General features: G+C 52.0%; 19 protein-coding genes. 6 read left to right on the forward strand and 13 right to left on the reverse strand.

What is annotated here, in order from left to right:
- Window positions 1-9: 9 nt before the first annotated feature.
- The 10 genes from U5L07_02015 to U5L07_02060 all read right to left on the reverse strand — a co-directional run bounded on the left by U5L07_02015 (window position 10) and on the right by U5L07_02060 (window position 10,055).
- Complete coding sequence (locus tag U5L07_02015) at window positions 10-621, reverse strand: DUF3786 domain-containing protein (protein MDZ7830508.1); 612 nt, start codon at window positions 619-621, stop codon at window positions 10-12.
- Window positions 622-1,363: 742 nt separating this feature from the next.
- Window positions 1,364-2,845: a sigma 54-interacting transcriptional regulator gene (locus U5L07_02020; protein ID MDZ7830509.1), complete on the reverse strand. Its 1,482-nt coding sequence runs from the start codon at window positions 2,843-2,845 to the stop codon at window positions 1,364-1,366.
- Between the two features lie 28 nt (window positions 2,846-2,873).
- A complete protein-coding gene (locus U5L07_02025; GenBank protein MDZ7830510.1) occupies window positions 2,874-3,704 on the reverse strand; it encodes an HAD family hydrolase in 831 nt (276 codons plus the stop codon).
- A 30-nt stretch (window positions 3,705-3,734) separates the two neighbouring features.
- Entirely contained in the window at window positions 3,735-4,634 is a 900-nt protein-coding gene (locus tag U5L07_02030; GenBank protein MDZ7830511.1) for a hypothetical protein, read from the reverse strand.
- Between the two features lie 5 nt (window positions 4,635-4,639).
- Window positions 4,640-5,338 (reverse strand): 7-cyano-7-deazaguanine synthase QueC, encoded by a 699-nt coding sequence (gene queC, locus U5L07_02035; protein MDZ7830512.1) that lies wholly within the window; start codon window positions 5,336-5,338, stop codon window positions 4,640-4,642.
- A gap of 157 nt (window positions 5,339-5,495) precedes the next feature.
- Window positions 5,496-6,620, reverse strand: coding sequence for a trypsin-like peptidase domain-containing protein (locus tag U5L07_02040; protein ID MDZ7830513.1), 1,125 nt, complete (start codon window positions 6,618-6,620; stop codon window positions 5,496-5,498).
- Between the two features lie 2 nt (window positions 6,621-6,622).
- Entirely contained in the window at window positions 6,623-7,267 is a 645-nt protein-coding gene (locus U5L07_02045) for a radical SAM protein (protein MDZ7830514.1), read from the reverse strand.
- Window positions 7,268-7,275: 8 nt separating this feature from the next.
- The gene (gene manA / locus U5L07_02050) at window positions 7,276-8,493 is read right to left on the reverse strand and encodes a mannose-6-phosphate isomerase, class I (protein MDZ7830515.1); all 1,218 of its coding nucleotides are present in this window, start codon (window positions 8,491-8,493) and stop codon (window positions 7,276-7,278) included.
- A gap of 74 nt (window positions 8,494-8,567) precedes the next feature.
- Window positions 8,568-9,767, reverse strand: coding sequence for an aminopeptidase (locus U5L07_02055; protein ID MDZ7830516.1), 1,200 nt, complete (start codon window positions 9,765-9,767; stop codon window positions 8,568-8,570).
- 33 nt (window positions 9,768-9,800) lie between these two features.
- Complete coding sequence (locus tag U5L07_02060) at window positions 9,801-10,055, reverse strand: cytoplasmic protein (GenBank protein MDZ7830517.1); 255 nt, start codon at window positions 10,053-10,055, stop codon at window positions 9,801-9,803.
- A gap of 149 nt (window positions 10,056-10,204) precedes the next feature.
- Here U5L07_02060 and U5L07_02065 point away from each other — a divergent pair, with 149 nt between their 5' ends.
- Window positions 10,205-11,113 (forward strand): alpha/beta hydrolase, encoded by a 909-nt coding sequence (locus U5L07_02065; GenBank protein ID MDZ7830518.1) that lies wholly within the window; start codon window positions 10,205-10,207, stop codon window positions 11,111-11,113.
- Window positions 11,114-11,134: 21 nt separating this feature from the next.
- Entirely contained in the window at window positions 11,135-11,833 is a 699-nt protein-coding gene (locus tag U5L07_02070; protein MDZ7830519.1) for a LysM peptidoglycan-binding domain-containing protein, read from the forward strand.
- A 145-nt stretch (window positions 11,834-11,978) separates the two neighbouring features.
- Here the strand turns inward: U5L07_02070 and U5L07_02075 are convergent, their stop codons facing one another.
- Both U5L07_02075 and U5L07_02080 read right to left on the reverse strand, forming a co-directional pair.
- Window positions 11,979-12,707 (reverse strand): metallophosphoesterase family protein, encoded by a 729-nt coding sequence (locus tag U5L07_02075; GenBank protein ID MDZ7830520.1) that lies wholly within the window; start codon window positions 12,705-12,707, stop codon window positions 11,979-11,981.
- A gap of 108 nt (window positions 12,708-12,815) precedes the next feature.
- On the reverse strand, window positions 12,816-14,405 hold the full coding sequence (locus U5L07_02080) for a PilT/PilU family type 4a pilus ATPase (protein MDZ7830521.1): 1,590 nt from the start codon (window positions 14,403-14,405) through the stop codon (window positions 12,816-12,818).
- Between the two features lie 252 nt (window positions 14,406-14,657).
- On the opposite strand from U5L07_02080, the gene U5L07_02085 reads away from it, so the two are divergent.
- On the forward strand, window positions 14,658-15,605 hold the full coding sequence (locus U5L07_02085) for a putative 2-dehydropantoate 2-reductase (protein ID MDZ7830522.1): 948 nt from the start codon (window positions 14,658-14,660) through the stop codon (window positions 15,603-15,605).
- A 218-nt stretch (window positions 15,606-15,823) separates the two neighbouring features.
- The gene (locus U5L07_02090) at window positions 15,824-16,051 is read left to right on the forward strand and encodes a helix-hairpin-helix domain-containing protein (GenBank protein ID MDZ7830523.1); all 228 of its coding nucleotides are present in this window, start codon (window positions 15,824-15,826) and stop codon (window positions 16,049-16,051) included.
- A 102-nt stretch (window positions 16,052-16,153) separates the two neighbouring features.
- On the opposite strand, the gene U5L07_02095 is transcribed toward U5L07_02090, so the two are convergent.
- The gene (locus tag U5L07_02095; protein ID MDZ7830524.1) at window positions 16,154-16,333 is read right to left on the reverse strand and encodes a hypothetical protein; all 180 of its coding nucleotides are present in this window, start codon (window positions 16,331-16,333) and stop codon (window positions 16,154-16,156) included.
- 307 nt (window positions 16,334-16,640) lie between these two features.
- Here U5L07_02095 and U5L07_02100 point away from each other — a divergent pair, with 307 nt between their 5' ends.
- Complete coding sequence (locus U5L07_02100) at window positions 16,641-17,471, forward strand: DUF2760 domain-containing protein (protein MDZ7830525.1); 831 nt, start codon at window positions 16,641-16,643, stop codon at window positions 17,469-17,471.
- A gap of 45 nt (window positions 17,472-17,516) precedes the next feature.
- Window positions 17,517-19,319, forward strand: coding sequence for an Hsp70 family protein (locus U5L07_02105; protein ID MDZ7830526.1), 1,803 nt, complete (start codon window positions 17,517-17,519; stop codon window positions 19,317-19,319).
- The last annotated feature ends 3 nt before the right edge of the window (window positions 19,320-19,322 follow it).

Raw genomic sequence — 19,322 nt, forward strand, 5'->3', positions numbered from 1 at the left:
GGGCCGAACTCACTGGATTCCGATGATTTCCATGATTTTTCGCGATGTATACTCCCCGACATCCGCCAGGGCATCGATTGGCAGAAACAGCCCCGCGTTATTTGAAAAAAGACAGGTGCAGGAGGCGGGAAAATCCTCATCCGCCTCGTAAAATATATAGCAGAGGGCGATCTTGGGAAGCGGGTACACGAGAAACGAAAAATCCCCGCTTACTTCGGTCGGCGCATCTTCACCCTTAAGCATCTCTTTGATGCGGCCAGACGATGCTTCAATCTCTTTGACATATGGGACCAGGGGCTGCTCTGTATGCGAGGTAAAGGCCGCCACGTAGGGCATGCTGTCCGGAAAATCTTTGTATGACTTAAAGGGCTGCAGGACGGGGGGCCGGTCAGGTCTGGCATTTAATGCATAGAGTGAAATAAGGATTTCCAGAACCGTCGGATGCCCGCCATCGCCAAGTTCGATTCCCTCCGGACCAATCAGGCAGGTTTCCCCGAATGCATCAAAAATAAACTGATTTCCGTCCTGCCGGGCCGGCAGATTTTCAGCCAGATCCGCCGGCAGGGAATTATAAAGCTTCTCCAGGTTGTCTCTGGCAATTTTTGCGTAATTGTCTGTCATGCTCCCCCTCGGCTCTATGGATGTTTGCTTTTAAACCCAATAAAAATAGCATCCATAGGAAAGCGGGGCAAACAAATTGGGATGGGCGCCACGGTCAATTTGTTCTATCTATTTTTCAGGCGGGCACGGTGGCCCGCCTTACGCGACAATGCCGACATTTTGTAGGGTCGGCCACCGTGCCGACCTTAAATGCGAGAAACCCCATGGTTATTGGGTTGTTCGCCAGAACAAATTCACCGTGGGATGGGCGCAGCCTGGAATGTCAGTGGCGGTTAAAAAAAAGCGGGAGGAATTATAAACGGGCGTTTACGGGATTTGGAGCGGGGCCATTTTAAACGGTCCCGCTCCAAATGAAAAAGGTTAGTCCATCATATAATCTTCACCCAGCAGACACCAGGTATTTACCTGGGCAAAAACTTCCTTTAGCTCGGCAATGATTTCTTCATAATCCTTAATAATAATTTCTTTAATTTTCATGGCTGATTCCTCCTTTTTGGGTTTTCGGATTAAATGCGGCCTCTTTGTTTGGCGATGACTCCGGCATCAAAACGCATTTAAGAAAATCAAATACAAGGTCTGTGCCAACCTGTCGCCTTTTTTGATATTTGCCTGAAATTCATATCTATTTAAATTTTTTTGGCCGGGATGTGAAAAAAATCAAAGTCCAGTTGTCTGGGCATGGTATGTACAGGCCATGTTCATGAAAAGCATATCAACGGTAAAAGATCGAAATGGCGGGGTTTTATACGGAAGCCTGCTGCCAGTCCTGAATATATTTTTTAACCGTCCGGCGGTCCAGGCCGGTCCGCCGGGCGACCTCTTCAAATGTCTGGTGGCGCTGATAGAGGAGATAGCAGTATCCGGAGATCAATGAGGCCGCATCAATGCTGCCGTTTTCAATGCCGCTGATCAGCCGGCGGTCAAGCTCCGGTTCCCCGGAACCGGATTCTCCCGTATAGACGCCCTTTAATAGAATCCGGCGGGCGCATTGCGCAAGCTCGCGCACATTGCCGGGCCATGGATAGTCAATACCCAGCTCCCTGTCAATCACATCGCGCACCATGCTCACGAGTTCAGGCGAAGGCTTGCCGATCAGCCGCTCGATGGTGGTGGATAGAAGCAAATCCAGTTCCCTGGGTTCTTCCTGGATACGCAAGCGCAGGGGAGGAACGGTTATAATATCCGAGCACAGACGATAATAGAAATCCTCGCGGAACCGTTCTTTCTGTCGGATATCTGCTTTAGAGCGGTTGGTGGCGGCAATGACCCGGCCCTGAAACCGGCTTTGCTTCTGGCTGCCCACCGGGCTGAACACCCGCTCCTGCAAAACCTGGAGCAGTTTAATCTGAATCGGATGCGAAACCTCGCCGATTTCATCCAGAAGGATGGCCCCATAGGGGCTGCACCGGTCAAATACGCCCTGATAGTCTTCCACCGCGCCGGTGAACGCGCCTTTTCGATGGCCGAACAGGGCGGATTCAATCAGGGTTTCCGGAAACTGCGAAAGGTTCAGCGAACTAAAAGTCTGGGTAAAACTCTCCATAAAAATCTTCCGCCGCCGGTCCAGGGGAATAAACCCGGATCGGCCGATGGCCTGGGCCGCGGTTCCCTTGCCGGTACCGGTTTCTCCAAGCAGCAGGGTGGAAAAATCTTCCATCCGGTCCTTCAAATACCGGTCATAGAGATCAATATTATGTGTAAACACATTGTTCCACAGATTCCAGCGCAAAAGCTTCATACATGGGCTGTTGCCCACCAGATTTCTGTCAATAAAGTAAAATGCGCGCCGGATTTGAAAGCCTAACGCCAAGTAGCGGCGGAAAGCCTCGTCGTCAAATCCGCGCTGCATGGCCGCCGCCTGGGCGTCACTATAAAACGGGATTTTAACCGGCGTACTGCCGGCAGCGATCTGGCTGGCAATCAGCTGATCGAATCTGTCCTTGAACCGGTAGAACAGCTCCACCATGAAAACCCGTTCCATCAGAGTTTTGTCCTCCCCGGAGAAGGCTTTAAGGGTGGCCCGGTTGCCCCTTTCAAGCTCGGCAATCCGGGAGCTGACCGCACGAACAAAGGCATTGGTTCTTTTTTTCCTTGATGCGTTCTGCGGAAGGCCGCTGATCCGGGATTCAAGGGTGTCTCGTTCGTGGCTGAACGGATTGATAAACCCGGCCCGGCCCACCAAAGTAAAAAAATCTCTTTCTTCCGGGGTTAGCTGATTAGACATGGCACGCCTATATGCATTTTGGATGATTTCATTTAAGCGCCTGCTTGATGAGCTCTCGCAGATCCGTGATAACCAATTCCGGAGAAAGGCCTTTGCAGCCCGGATCATCTTCGCGCAGGCGCAGGGACCGTTTATCGCCTGCGAACAGGGCGGTTTGAAAGCCTTCGGCCGCAGCCGGCATCATGTCGTTTAACATGTCATTGCCCGCATAAAGTGCGTTTTCAGGGGCAATTCCATAATCTTGAAGCTTCCTGGCAGCCAGCTGAAAAAGATGGCGCGAGGGCTTGGCCACCCCGTATTGATAGGAGTAAAAAATCAATTCCGGATCAAACCCGATATTTTCCGGCACACCCCCCAGAAGCGTTTCAAAAAGGATCGGTGTGAAAAACTGGGCGTTTGAGACAATCCCCATCACCGTGGATGTATTCCTGAAGGCAGACAGGACAGATTCCAGATGCGGCATGGGGTAGCCGGGGTTAATGATCATTTCAAATTCAATCGCAAATTGCCGGGCTGTTTCAATGTCGGATGTCCCCAAAACCCGCTGCCAGATCTGATCAATCTGAACCTCCGGGTAATCGATGCCCTGTTGCCGCATGGACTCATGGCTGGTTTGAATCGCTTGAAAAAACGCATTAATTAACTCATCCCCCGAACCCTGGTAATCATAGGACTGGACCAGGGATGTAAGCCGGCCGGCGGTTTGGGCTTCGCGGCCGGCCATGCTGATATCTCCGGACCGGCTGATAAAAAGCGTGCCGTAGACATCAAACAATACTGCCTGCACGGGATCGCGCAAATGCCCGGCTGGCTCCACACCGGTCGGGATGGGCGCAAGGGGCGTGATATATTGTTGCATTAGATCCTTATAGGGCATGGTCACTCCATTTCAGGAGGCTGAATGTTTCCGGCCGCAAAGGAGCTGCCCGGCAGTCCAGGGTTCCAGGAAAGCAAACCCGAATCCCTCGGTAATGCTGGTGGTGATCATGCTCTCAGCCGATCGGATCAGGTCCGGAAATTCGTATTTTTGCGTGGCTTCAAAAATGACCGGGAGTTGATGTTTTTCTGCAAACGCCTGCCAGCGTTTATAGGGCGCCCAGTCCCGCGGGCTGTTCGGCGGCAGGGTGATCGCAAGGCGCACCCCGGGCGCAAAAAAACAGGCCGCAAGCATCGCCTCCCCGATATTTTTCCGCCGGATCGCCCGGACCGGATAGAGCACGAAACGCTCATCAATTGTTTTGTGCGGGGCGAGATGAAAAGGGTCCACCATGTTGGGCAGCAGATGAAGCCCATCTGAATTAAGGCCGGCTCGGCGCAGGATCTCATAGTCCCGGGAATTAATCACACAGTAATGGCAGTTTTCAGGATATGGAACGCCGGTATAATAGGCAGCGGGCCGGCCGTCTTCGGCAAAATCATGAACCTGTATAAGCAGCCTGATCCCTTGCTGCCGGAGGTAGGATAAAATCTCCGGCAGTTTTCGATTCTTGGCCAGGAGCGGGTTGTGCACATGCAGGATATCGCATCCGCACGGCCATTTATCATGAATCGCCCGGATGATTTGATCAGCAATGTCTTTTGCAGATTCAGGAGATTTTTCTGAGGCTTTTCCCGCTTGATCGTAGCCAAGTCCGGGCACTACACAAGTTTCCGGAGTAACCGGCGTCTGCGGCGCTGTCCCGGTCAGCATGAGCCTTTCCGCCTGCTCGGAGAGGACGTTTATCTGCTGTTTGATAACCCGGGATACCCCGCCCGGCTTTAAATGATAATGGAGAAACGCAATCCTCATGAATTTTATTGATCTGTATATTTTTGGGGATCTTTGAGGCCGGCCTCGGCAAATCCCTTTTTGCGAAGCCTGCAGCTGTCACAGTTTCCGCAGGCCAGTCCTTCCGGTGTGGGATCATAGCACGAATGCGTCAGGGAATAGTCCACCCCCAGGGATGCGCCCCGCTGGATAATTTGCGCTTTGCTCAGATAGAGCAGGGGCGCCTGAATCCGGACCGGCTGTCCATCTTCAACAGCGGCTTTTGTGGCAAGATTGGCCATCTGCTCAAAGGCCTTGATAAACTCGGGCCGGCAGTCCGGGTAGCCGCTGTAGTCGACGGCATTGACCCCGATAAAAATGTCTGCTGCGCCGATGACCTCTGCCCAGGCCAGGCCGTAGGAGAGAAAGATAGTGTTTCGGGCCGGTACATAGGTTATTGGAATGCCTTTTTCCAGTTCCGCATCTGATCGATGTTTGGGCACGGAAATATCCGCCGTCAAGGCTGAGCCGCCGATGCCTGCCAGATCCACCTGTATTACCCGATGCCTTTTAACATCCATATTCTTTGAAATTCTTCGGGCCGCGTCAAGTTCCAGCCGGTGGCGCTGGCCGTAATCAAAGCTCATGGCATAGCATTCCCGGCCTTGCGCGCGTGCGATTGCCAGGACCGTTGCGGAATCCAGTCCGCCGCTTACCAGCACCACTGCTTTTTTTAATCTGGTCATTGACCGTCTCTTCTAAGTAACTTCGCAGGTATTAGGTATTAGGTATTAGGTATTATGTGTAAAATTAAAGTGTTCAGGTTTCAGTGTTCAGTGTTCAGGCTTGCAAAAAATTTGGCTCGCTCGCACAATATTTCCTGAAACCTGAAACCTACGGCAATCAACGTCCGAAGGCTTCCCCAAGATGGGCGTCAAATTCGCTCGCTGCGACCCCGATGGGAATCGCAAAGCCGAGGCCCTCAAAACGCCGGGTCAGCTGTTTAAATGAGTTGACCCCCACCACCCGGCCATCCCGGGTGACCAGCGGCCCGCCGCTGTTTCCGGGATAAATTTTGGCATCGGTTTTAATAAAATCCTTTTCATATCCGGAAAAAATCCCGCTGGACACGGAATCCCGGAGGCCCATCGGACTGCCGATGGCATAGAGGGGATCGCCCTGGCTTAAGCGGCCCAGTTCGGCCGTATGGATAAACGGCGTCTGATACCCGTCCACTTTAAGGAGCGCCAGGTCATAGTCCTCGCTTATGCGCACCAGGTAAGCATAAAGCGTGCGCCCATCTTTCAGAATAATTTTAAAATTGCGTGAAAGGGCGGCCGTGCTTTTTGTATATTCGTACTCATGTTTTTTATCTTCATACGCTGCCTTGCGATGCTCATATTCGGATTTTTTGGATTCAAAATCCTGTTTTTGGGATTCATACCGGTCGCGCTCAACCTTATAGCGTCTTTGTTCCCGCCGCTTTGCCGCACCCTCCGACATCCCTGCGATGCTCCGGCGGTATTCATCCAGATGCCGTTTAAACTTTTCCAGCCGTGCCTTTTCCGCTGCAAACCGTTCATCAATTTTTTCCAGACGGCCATCAATGGTATCAAGGGCTTTGTTGGCGCTTTCAAACTGCTGGCTGTCCCCGCGGATGACATGGCGATTCGTTAGAATATGGCCTTTTGCTGAGATAAAGAATCCGGAGCCTTTGCCGATATAGGATTCAATGGTCACCGCGGCAATGGCGGCCGATTCCACCGGGGTTTCCGGGTGATATTTTTCAATAAGCGCTTTTTGGAGGTCCTCCAGTCCCGAACGCGACTGGGCGGCTTCTGCCACGGGCTCTGCCGCATGCGCCCGGGATTGCGGCGGGGTGTCTGTATAATGCCAGTTCCCGTTTTCATCCGGATATTTGTAAATCTCGGCGGCGGCCGGAATTGCCCCCGGCCCGAATAAGAAAACAGCCGCCAGCACAATCCGGATAAGCTGTTCAAAGATAATTTTGGGGATCTTTCTTTTCATCTTTAAACCCCGCGGGCAGTTTCCGGCCAGAGAATTTTATGCAGCTGCAGCTGAAGCCTGACCGGCAGATGATCTTTTAATATCCACTCTGCACAAACGGCCGGATCAAGCAGGCCTTTGGCCGGGGAAAACAAGACGGCGGCCGGCGGGCCGTCCGGCCACCTGTCAAGCAGCAGGTTTTTGGCATACTCATAATCACCGCGGTCTGTTAGCACGAACTTGACTTGATCTTCCGGCTGCAAGCGATCAAAATTGAAAAAATCGGTTTTGTCCGCTTCGCCGCTGCCCGGGCATTTTACATCCATAATCCGCACACAGCGGCTGTCCACCGCCGCTATATTAAAGGTGCCGTTAGTCTCGAGCAGCACCCTGTAATCCCGGTCTAACAGTTCGGTGATCAATTCCGGCGCCGCGGGCTGCAGCAAGGGTTCCCCGCCGGTCACCTCGATCAGCGGACATTGAAATGCCTCAAGCGCGCGGACAATATCTTCAATCGCCATCCGGGTGCCGTCACTATAGGCATACGCCGTATCACAGTATCGGCACCTCAGGTTGCAGCCGGCCAGGCGGACAAATGCACAGGGGAGGCCGGCATAAAGGGATTCGCCCTGAATGCTGTAGAATATTTCGGAAACCGATAGTTCCATTGGCTGGTTTAGGCCGGCAGCAGATCCCCGACAGCCGCGCGGTAAATTTGGGCCGTACCGGATATGCTGTATCTTTTAACGGCAGCGGGAATTAAAAATGCGTCGCCTTTGCTGATCCGGAGGGTTTCAGCGGCATCATCCCATTGGATTTCCCCGTCGCCATGGGTGCAAAGGAGGATTTCAGGGCCGATGATCTGCTCCGTGGAATAGCTGCAGTGAGCGTCCACCTGAATAACCCCCAAAGAGAATTCTTCGGCCGGGGTGGGATAAACTTTTTCACAGGCCGGGCGCTCCTGGGGGTTTAGGATTTGCAGGCCGTGGGGGTCAAAATTTAAAACCCGCATGAGCTCCTCAACATCCACGTGCTTGGCAGTCAAGCCGCCGCGCAGCACATTGTCGGAGTTGGCCATAATCTCAATGCCCGCCCCATGCAGGTAGGCATGCATTTCCCCGGAATTTAGAAAAAGCGCTTCCCCCGGCTGAAGACAGACCAGGTTTAAAAGAATCGGGGATAAAATGCCGATATCTTCCGGATAGAGCTCATAAAGCGTTTTAATCCAGCGGAACTCATCGTTTTCAGCCTGGCGGACGATGGCATTGCGGGCAGTTTCATCGATTACCTGTTGAAGCTTTGGCTTGGGAAGCGTCATCAATGCTTCGAAAAATCGATGAAATCCATTGCCGTCGGGCTTCTGCTTTAAATATGCGATGGCATCGCCAAGCGTCTTGGGGCAGGCCGCCTTTAAGAGTTCCACCATTTCACTGATCGGGCGAAACCCCTCCATTGCCCAAAAGGGGGTAAGGGCGCAAATGCATTCGGGCTTGTGCCGGTCATCCTTGTAATTTCGGTTTGATGCGGTAAGGGGGATGCCTTCATGGTTTTCCCGGTCAAATCCGTTTTTGGCCTGCTCCCGGTTCGGATGCGCCTGAATGGAGAGGGGGTGTTCCGCGGCCAGCACTTTAAACAGATAGGGCAGGGTATTGTTAAACCGCCGGGCGGTTTCCCGGCCTAAAATTTCTTCCGGATAGCTCTCAATAAGCCGGTCCAGCGCCCGCCATTCACCATTGACCTGAATCTTTGACGGGGCTTTGGGATGGGCGCCCATCCAGAGTTCGGCCCAGGGGGTGTCGGTTTGTTCAGCGCCCAGCAGATCCTGAATAAATTCGTATGATCCCCAGGCATAATCCTGAATCTCGTTTTTCAGATAAAGGGGTTTGTTTTCCATTACCGGCCTCGATTTAGATGATTGGTCCGAAAAAATGTTTTTTCCGATACGGCTGCTACATCCATAATAGATCTTTAACAGGCAAACCGCCCGTTTTCGTAAATCAGTTTTTTATGACCGGACGTCAAATGGGCAGTCACCCGTTTCTTCTCCGTATTTACGATATCCCAGTGCAGGGCCGAGTCATTAAACCCCAGCGCCGCCTTTTTCTCTTTGGTCAAATCCGACGGCCGGCCGCCGTATGTATCTGAATAGGAGGCGCCCAATGCGATATGGGAGTTGCCGTATTTGCCGCCGAAATTTTCATCAAACAGGGTGTTGGCCATAAAGCAATCGATTTTGGAAAACGTCCGGTCGGTCAGGGAAAATTCGCCGATTTTATTGGCGCCGTTATCCATGGCCAGCTGTTTTTTAAGAAACGCCTCGCCTTCTTCGGCTTCAGCAGAGACCACTTTTCCGTTCTTAAACTCCACCCGGATGCCCCGGACGTAATTGCCGCTGCGATAAGAGGGCTGATCCGCATAATAGACCCCGTTGGTCCCCCGCCAATCCGGGGATGTGAACAACTCAAAGCTCGGGATATTGTGACCGGAAATGCCGATCCACCGCCGCTTTTCCCCCGGCGTGACAAAAAGATCCACGCTGGCGGATTCCACATGATATTTTTCAACAGACAAGCGGTTTAGCCAGTTTTTAAGGGTTTGCGCCTGTTTATAAATCTCTTTCCATTGGGCGATCGGGTCTCTGCGGTTTAAAAAACAGGCCTTGATGATCTGCCGGGCGTATTCTTCCGCTGAAATGCCGGCATGGGCGGCCAGCTCTTCGGTCGGGTACATGGCAAGGGTCCAGCTGAAATGGCCTTCCTCTTCGCGCTGATCGAGAATGTCCCGAAGGTATTTCCTTGTCTTTACCGGTTTGCTGATTCTTGTGGGATCCACGCGGCTTAAATGGGTAAGGGATTTAGGGGCCAGAAGGGCGATGCTCCCATTTAAATTCCGATACAATTCCTCCTCGCCCGGGGCGATAAAGGTCAGCTGCCGGTTATTTGAAAGGGTGTAAAAAGATGTCTCCATGGCCGGGGTCTGAAGCAGCCGGTGCAATGGGTGAACGCCCATCTCAAGGAGCTTGGCGTACAAAGTTTCCGCCAGCTGGAGCGCCGGCAGATCGTATCGGATCATGATGACATCGCCCTTTTTGATTTTTCCGGTCCGGGCGGTCTCAAGGCCCCATAGCAGGACATCCGCATAGCGCTGAATCTGTTTTTCTGGAAGCATAGCCTCTCCTGTCAGGAAAATAAGCCGGGCAGCCTATGGATGCGGCTCCTTAAGAAACAAACGGTGGTATTCCCCGTCATTAAGGTGCGTTCTAAGCAGCCGGTTAATTAAGAAATAGATCTCCTCAATTTCCTCATCTTTTAAACGATGACGGAGTTTTTGCATTACCGCATCATCGGAAAACATCTGAAGATAACAGATCATCGTGTTTTCGTTGGTTTCGCGATCCCACCCGAATGCCATTAATTCATTACCGGCTTCGACAAAATCGTGTGTATATCGAGTCATATAAAAACGCCAAAGGTTCATGCATTTGATAATTCATTGACAGCAAGGGCGATATGATACATGGTAAGCACCATACGGGATCATTGCTGGAGTAACCATTACCGAAATTACAATAAAGAAAAAAAACGTCAAGGTCAACCCGGCTTTCCATGGCATCACGCGCCAGTTATTTTCAGACGCAGGACAATCTATCCATCCGGTATGCCAGTTATGCGCCTGACGGGCCGGCCGCTGCCGCCACCGTCATACTGCTTGGCGGGCGGGCGGAGTTTATTGAAAAGCACCAGGAAACGATTGAGGACCTGACCCGCAGACATTTTGCGGTCTATACAATGGACTGGTGCGGTCAAGGCTTGTCCGACCGCCTTTTGAAGGACCGGCAAAAAGGGCATGTGGATTCCTTTGACCGGCATATTGATGATCTTGATTTTTTTGTAGAAACCATTGTCCGGCCGAATGCGGCCTTTCCCCTTATCTTCCTCGCCCATTCCATGGGCGGCCATATTGCGCTGAGATACCTTCGCCGGGCATCCGCCTATTTTGCCGGAGCCATCCTTGTCTCTCCAATGATCGATATCCGGACAAATTCGGTGCCGTATCCCTTTGCCCGCAAGCTTGTCCGTCTGGCCAGCCGACACAACTGGTCGGAGCGCTATATCCCCGGCGCAGGCTATTACGATCCGGAGCAAAAACCGTTTGAAAACAATCCATTGACAAGTGATTCGGAACGATTCATGGATGAAAAACAAAAAATCGCAGGCAACCCGGCGCTGGCTATCGGCGGCGTGACATATGGCTGGTTATCCGCTGCATTTGACTCCATAGACGCCATGTTTGCGGCGGATAGCTGGAAAAAACTGGCGGTGCCGGTACTCATGCTGGGCGGCTCCGCGGACCGGGTGATTTCGATTTCCGCCATGCAGCAGATGTGTCAGCGCCTGGCGGATTGCCGATGTGTTCTTATACAAAACGCCAAACATGAAATACTCAAGGAAACGGATTCAATCCGCCGGCAGTTCTGGCTTGAATTCGATCAATTTATTAAAAAAATCATGTAAATCAAATCAGGAGGCTTAAACATGGACTGGAAATCCGAGGTTGATGCGGAAAACGAAGAGTTGTACGAGAAACCGTATTCAACATTTTCTAATGAGGACCCACAGCGCTTTCTGGCGCGGTCGAAATACCCCTATGTGCTGGTGAGCGCCGGCCTATTGATTCTCATTGTTTTGCTTATCGTTTTTTGGCCCAATAATCCGGAATCCACCAAGGAAGCAAGCGATGAAAGCAGACACGCCGCCCGGCCGGCAGTAAACGATGAGCTCATGCCCCGGCTGGATCGGATAGAAACCCGGATTAACGAACTGGAGGGGTTCCAGGAACGGGTGAATCAACTGGACAATCGGATTGCCGGGTTAGAGGAAAACTTCCGCCTTATCAGCGAAGGGGAAATTTCGACTGATTCGGCAGCTTCGGATCAGATGAAGGCCAACGCCGAATTGATTCGAAACAGCGCGGATCGGCTCAATGCTGTGGAAAAACGGCTGAATCAGGTGGAAAAACAGGTTGCATCCAATAAAGCGCAGTTTGATAACCTACAGACATCCGATCAGTCACGGTCTGAGCAAACATCGAGCGTCCATGAGGTTAAAAAAGGGGATACGTTGTATAGTATCTCACGAAAATATGATGTCAATCTGGATAAACTGCGCCGGGCCAACGGGCTGGGGAATCAGACCATGATTAAGCCGGGCCAGAAGTTAAAAATTCCCAAATAATGACGTCTTCGCAAAAAGTCCAATATCTTTGTTGCGCTGTATCCCCCGGAATTTCACGTACGAGCAAGTACGCTGCATTCCTCGGGATTTGCGCGCCGCGATCTTGAACTTTTTTCTTTGCCGTCCCAGATATGGATGACCTTGTCTAAAGCAGCCGCCATGCGTGTTGCTCCGGCAGGCCGGCCTTATAGATCTTTTGAACCGTATCATTAATGTCGTAGGCCACAAAGCGAACGGTCAGCTCACGGGTGCTGTCGTCCCATATGACGTACTTGGCCTTGTGGTCCCCGTCTCTGGGCTGGCCGACGCTGCCCACATTAACGAGGTATTTTTTGTCGGAGTTCAATCGGGTGGTTCCCTGGGGCAGGGGGTCGGTTTTAATGGTTTCACCGTTTGATTCGATAATCAGGAGTTCGTGGGTATGCCCGATAAATACCAGCCATTCCGCCAGGTTGTTAAGTGTATCCCGGATAGGGTCCGGGGCCATCTCAAACAAATAAGTGGTGGGCGAGTCCGGCGGGAATCCATGAACGAGCCGGAAGCCGTCAATGATCATGCTGGAACTGAAATCGGCGATATGGGCTTTTGCCGTCTCAGATAGGAACTGGGCGGTTTTTTCAAGTGAGCGGCGGGCCATGGGATTAAACCATGAAAGCATTTGCGGTTCATTGATGGCAAGCTCATGGTTTCCCAGCACGGACGGTATTTGCCGCTCCATGAGCATTGAAATGACTCGTTCCGGTTCCGGCCCGTAGCCGACATTGTCGCCCAGACAATAAATCGCTTCAACCCGGGCGTGGGCGTCAATATCCGCCAATACGGCCTCAAATGCCGTGGCATTTCCATGAATATCTGAAATTATGGCTGTACGCATCATTCATCCATAAGCGGGGAGGTATGCACCCGAACCGGAACACGGTGCCCTGATTTATGATGCAAAAACACCTCTAAAAGGGAATTCATATGGCCCATGCCTTATTGATCAGCCCGCCAGATCCTGAAAATAAATCGGATTGGTGGCGTGCAGCAGTCCCTCGTCAAATGGAATCCGTCCGGCTTTGACATGTTTGGCCAGCCCCACATCCATGGGCACGAATTCATCCGCCCCGGTTTCCATCTGGGAGCGGATATGGTGGATTCTGTTCTCCCGGATGAAGTTTTTCACCCGATGGGAGGTGGCCAGTTTTTCATAGGCGAGCAGCATGCCGGTGCCTTCCTTGTTTTTGACCAGGCGCTGGGAAAAGGACAGCAGCAATGAATCGGCCAGCATCAACCGGATCAGATCCTGCTGCTCCACCGGGAACATATTGATAATCGTCTGAATCACCGCAGTGGAATCAAAGGCGTTCATGGTGCTCAGCACCAGATGCCCGGTCCGGGCGGCCTTGATGGCGGTTTCAAAAGTGGTTTTATCCCGCATTTCCCCGATGACGATTACATCCGGGGCCTGCCGGAAAATGCCGCGCAGCCCCTCTTCAAAGGTTGCCGTATCCCGGCCCACTTCCCTTTGGTTGACATTGCTTTTTTTATGCTTGTGCAGAAATTCAATGGGCTCTTCCAGACTGATGATATTGCAGCGCCGATGGGTGTTAATAATATCCAGAATCACCGACAGCGTGGTCGATTTTCCGCTGCCGGCCGGACCTGAAACCAGGATCAGGCCCTGGGGGGACAGGGCGAAATCATGCAGCCATTCCGGGAGGCTTAGCTCCTGCAAAGACGGAATTTTATCCGGCAGGTGACGGATGGCAATGGATATGGAATGGCGCTGCCGATAGCAGGTGATACGGAATCTGGCCTTATCCTTATAAGTAATGCCGGTTTCGAGTTCATTTTCCCGGTTAAACAGGTCCCATTCATCGGTGGTCAGTATATTTCTGGCGTATTCTTCAAGATTGGCGGGCGTTAGGGAAACCGTGGCCAGGCGCTTTAGAATGCTGCCGATTTTAATAGAGGGCGGGACGCCGGCGGTTAAAAGCATATCACTACCGCCGGATTTGATGAGATAGGTAAAGAGCTTTTCAATTTCCGGCGGCTGCTGGGTGTCCTTTGATTCATGCATGGACAGTTTTTCAATATCCGAACCATTAATCCCCCCCTCATAGTTGTCGGAGAGCAAATTCAGCGCGGCTTCCATCATGAAAAAGGGCACCACCACGGGCTTTATTTTTTTGCCTATGGTAAATTCCAGATCGCTTATGGTCATAAAATCCTGCGGTGTGACCATGGCAAGCGTCAGAGTGTTGTTTTCCTCAGAAATCGGAAGGATGCGAAACTTTTTCATTTTTTCCCGGGGAATGAATCTCAGTACCTCTGGTTTGATATCGACTTTAAACAGATTGGCAGAAGGCACCCCGAATTTTTGGGATAAGAAGGCCAGCATGTTATCAACCGTAACAAACCCCATCTCAATTAGAATGGAGCCCAGCGGCATATCCACCTGCGTCCGACGATGCAGGGCTTTTTCAAGCTGGTCATGATTGATCAGGTTGTGGCTGACCAGTGCCTCTCCGAGCAAATTTTTTTGCGCGCCACGTTTGGTTGGCTTATTGTTGGCTTCGGCTGGCATCATTCCCTCCCCAGTGAATTGATTATTTAATTGATAAAGGTTAGATGCTTATCTCTATCCTAAAAATTGTGAAAACTCCAGTCCAAATTTATGGATTGACAATAAAGTCAACTGCGCCTGGCAATTGACAGAAAATCACAATCCGATTATGACAAGCTATCGATGCCACTAAACCCAATGCAAATATTTATGCATGGGAGACAATTTGATCCGGGGCATATCGACAACCTAAATGGCGATTTCAAGGAGGGAAAGTTGAAGTTTGCAGTTATTGGAACCGGTGCCGTTGGGGGGTATTATGGCGGACTGCTCATGCGCAGCGGATTTGAAGTTCATTTTCTTGTGCACAGTGATTTTGCGCATGTGCGCGAAAACGGCCTTTTAATTGAGTCCAAGGATGGGGATTTTCTATTGGAAGCGATCTACGCCTATGAAAATGCATCTGATATGCCCGCCTGCGATGTGGTTATCGTGGCGCTTAAAACCACCCAAAACCATCATCTGAGCAATATGCTCCCCCAGGTCGTCAAGGAAAACGGTATTGTCGTTCTTTTGCAAAACGGGCTGGGGGTAGAGCGTGAAATCGCTGAAATGCTGCCATCGGCCACTGTTATCGGCGGCCTTTGTTTTCTGTGCAGTAATAAAGTAGGGCCGGGTCACATCCGGCATCTGGACTACGGCAGTATCCGGATGGGACAATTCTCCCGCCAGCATACAGCCGCCGGCATTACGGATAATCTGAAATTTGTGGCCGATGCCTTTGGCAAAGCCGGCATTCCGATTCATTTAACCGATAACCTCGGCCGGGCACGCTGGGAAAAGCTTGTCTGGAATATGAGTTATAACGGCATGTCCGTAGTACTTAATGCCAACACCGATCAGCTGATGAATGATCCGGCCGCCAGGGGGTTGATTGAGCAGTTGATGGGGGAGGTTATTGTCGGCGCCCGGGCCTGCGGTTTCGAATTGGCTGAGGGTTTTGCCCGACAGATGCTTGCGGCCACAGAAAAAATGGTGGCCTATAACCCCAGCATGAAACTTGATTTTGAAGCCGGAAGAGAACTGGAAATAAATACGATTTACTGGCGGCCCATCCAAGCGGCCGCGGATAAGGGCTATGAAATGCCGCGGGCTGCGATGCTGGCCCGGCAGCTGGAATACCTGGATCGTCATAATCGCCGACATATAGCGAACTCAGACTAAATCTCTTTTTTAGTAAAATTTTTTCTTGACGTCACTGATTATCCATTTATAATGCGTCAAAATTTATAGAGATAAGGAAAATTTTAGATTTTCCTTAACGTAAACGAAAACTTTTAGTCGCGCATCAGAAAAGGAGGCAGTAGATGGTTCAGAAGAGTGTGAAAAAGGTTATTGTATTGGCTTTAATTTGTCTGTTAGCCGGGTTTGGCGGAAGCGTAATGGCAGCAGACCACAACGGCAAAATCAATATTAACACCGCAAGCGTGGATGAGCTGACCCAGCTTAAAAATGTAGGCCCTGCTTATGCTGAGCGGATCGTCGAATACCGTGAAGCAAATGGCGGGTTTGATAGCGTTGAAGAACTCACAGAGGTAAAGGGCATCGGCCCCAAGACCCTGGCGGACAACCTTGATCGGATCACGGTGGGTTCGCCGGCGGACGAATAAGGAGCCGCTCAGCCTTTACGATCAGGAAAAAAGAGCCTGTGCCGCATTGGCACGGGCTCTTCCTGTTTTAATGACAGGTTCCGGGTAATTTAACAGGCCCTGCTACTGGGCATTATAGGTGCCGGAACAGGATATTCCCCTAGCCAGAAAAATCCTGATCTCATCCATTAACCGGCACTTATCCGAACAATGCGGCAGGTTTTTCCGGTAGACACACCCCCGGCACGGGCTTTCGCCCAAATAGCCGATTTCAAAATCAAATTTATCCCGTTTAATTGGCATAGATCGTTCCTTTTCCTGTTCCTTTACCTGTCTTAATATAACACCTGCCCATATCCCGGCAAGACCAATTTCATACCCCCCCCCCATTGTGAGTCAAATCCAACGGATGTTATTGCGAAGCCATCAAAAGTTGCTTGACAGCTAAGTGGTATATATTTAATTAAATGCCTTCAACAGCGCATTTGATTAATAGTCTTTGTGGACAATGCAAAAGCAATCCTTATTTTTGGTGCCAACCAACGTTTTTTTATTCGTCCTGCGCATTCTTAAATGACGTGGGGGACCATACTGAGGGAGGAGCCCGGTCATGAACATCGTAAAATCCTTTTCCCGGCGAAGTCTGGCCTGGATTATTTTTTTCATGCTGATCCTGTCAGCTTTACTGAACACTGCCGGATATTGGGGAATTTGCCTCTTAACACGCTTCATCCCCTTGCGGTTACTGCAGCAGGCGGCTAAAGAGACCCCGGCGCTTCAAGCCGGCCTTAATCGATTGCAGCCCTGGATGGATTTTTTTAATCCCTATTTTATTCCGATCTCCACGGGTGTTTTAGTGTTCATGGGATTGATTCTATGGCTTTTCCTACGGGGGTCGCTGATTCGGCAGATGCGTAAAAACGGCTTGATTGAAGCCAAAAAATCCGCCAAAAAGCCTAAAAAAAGGGAAAAGCCGGCGAAAAAGGCCAAAAGGGCCGAAAGCCCCCCGGTCAAAACCGAGGAAAAGCCGCGGGCGGATAAAAAGGCGCAGCACGACTTGAATCAGCGGTATTACCTGCATTTGCTGTCCGTGCTTCAGCGGGAAGGCCGCTTGGTTGATTTCTTTGAAGAGGATTTGAACCTTTATGAGGACGCACAGATTGGCGCCGCCGTGCGAAGTATTCAGGACAACTGCAAAAAAACCATCAATAAATCCCTCGCCCCCCAGCCGGTACTTGAAAAAAATGAGGGCGACACTGTAACGGTGCCGGCGGATTTTGATTCAGCCGCCATTAAGCTGACCGGCAATGTCAGCGGGGAACCCCCGTTTAAAGGCATTCTCAGGCACCGGGGGTGGCGGGCGGCAAAACTTGAGCTGCCGACCCTTTCTGTTACGCAGGATCCCCGAATCATCGCGCCTGCGGAAGTTGAAATTCAGTAGCCAAAAAACAGGCTTCAAACAAAACTTAACTATCAGGAGGGTTTTTTGACAGACCCGGCATATATTATCGGAATTGATTTAGGAACGACCAACAGCATTGTCGCCTATACGGAAGCCGACTCTGAATCTGCCGCGGATATCCGCATTTTCCGGATTCCGCAGCTGGTGGATGTGGGCGTGGTTGAGAGCCGTGATATCCTGCCCTCATTTATCTATGTGCCCGGCCGCCATGAGATGGCGGACGAGGCACTGACCCTGCCATGGAACTCGCGAAATCATTTGATTGTCGGTGAATTCGCCCGCAACCGCGGGGCCGAGGTCCCCAACCGGCTGATTGCCTCGAGCAAATCCTGGCTCTGCAATACCCATGTGGATCGGAATAAACCGATTCTGCCCTGGGATGCGCCGGAGGATGCGGAGCGATTATCCCCCATCGAGGCATCGGCCATGATTCTTTCCCATATTCGGGATGCCTGGAATTACGAAATGGCGGATGCGGATGATCGGCTTTGCATGGAAAACCAGGAAATTCTTCTGACTGTGCCGGCGTCCTTTGATGCCGTAGCCCGGGAACTCACCGTACAGGCGGCCGAATCCGCGGGTATCCCAAATATTACCCTGCTGGAAGAGCCTCAGGCGGCTTTCTATTCCTGGATTGAGGCGGCCGGCGATCAGTGGCGGAAGCGGGTGGAGAGGGGGGATCTGGTCCTGGTCTGCGATATCGGCGGCGGCACCACGGACTTCAGCACGATTCGGATTTCCGAAGCCGATGGGGAGCTCATCCTTGAGCGGATCGCCGTTGGCGAGCATCTGCTGGTGGGTGGCGACAATATGGATCTAACCCTGGCTTATGCCATCGCCCGGAAACTGGCCGAATCCGGCAACAAACTCGATTCCTGGCAGATTCGGGGGGTAGTGCAGAGCTGCAGAAATGCCAAGGAACAGATCCTTTCCGATCCGAATGTCAGTGAATACCCGGTCACTGTGCTGGGCCGCGGCAGCAGCCTGATCGGCGGCACCATGCGCGCCTCTCTGGTCCGTGATGAACTGGAATCTGTGATCGTGGAGGGTTTCTTTCCCGTTTGCGAGGCCTCCGCCGCGCCCCAACGCCAGCAGAAAGTCGGGCTTCAGGAGGCCGGGCTTTCCTATGAGTCCGATCCGGCCGTGACCCGCCACATGGCCAAATTCATAAGCCAGCACCAGGCCGGCCCCTCACCGGATGCCCGCGAATTGCCGACCGCCATTTTATTCAACGGCGGGGTGATGAAGCCAAAGGCGATCCGCCGGCGCATCATGGAAGTTCTAAATTCCTGGATGCCAGCCGCATCCGAGTCTTCCATCCGCACCCTGGATGCCGAATCCTTTGACCTGGCCGTCGCCCGGGGCGCGGCCTATTACGGGCTTGCCCGCCGGGGAAAAGGCATCCGGATCCGGGGCGGACTGAATAAAACCTATTACGTGGCTGTTGCCGCCTCAATGCCGGCGGTGCCGGGTATGCCGGCCCCGGTCAAAGCCCTTTGCGTGGCCCCGTTCGGTACAGAAGAGGGCACGGATTTGTATGTTTCCGATCAGGTGTTTACCCTCGTTGTAGGGGAACCGGTGCGCTTCGATTTTCTGGGCTCCATCGTCCGGCAGTCGGATCCGGCCGGCAGCATCATCGAGGACTGGCAGGGCGAAATCGAGGAGATCACCACCATCGAGACGATACTCGATGGCGAGCCCGGCACGGCCATTCAGGTGACCCTGGAAATCAAGGTTACTGAAATCGGTACCCTTGAACTCTGGTGCGCCGATGTTTCAGGCGACCAGCGGTGGAAGCTGGAATTTAACGTCCGGGAGCAGGAATAACCC

Source organism: Desulfobacterales bacterium, from assembly GCA_034520365.1.
In the GTDB taxonomy this organism is placed as follows: Bacteria; Desulfobacterota; Desulfobacteria; order Desulfobacterales; family Desulfosalsimonadaceae; genus M55B175.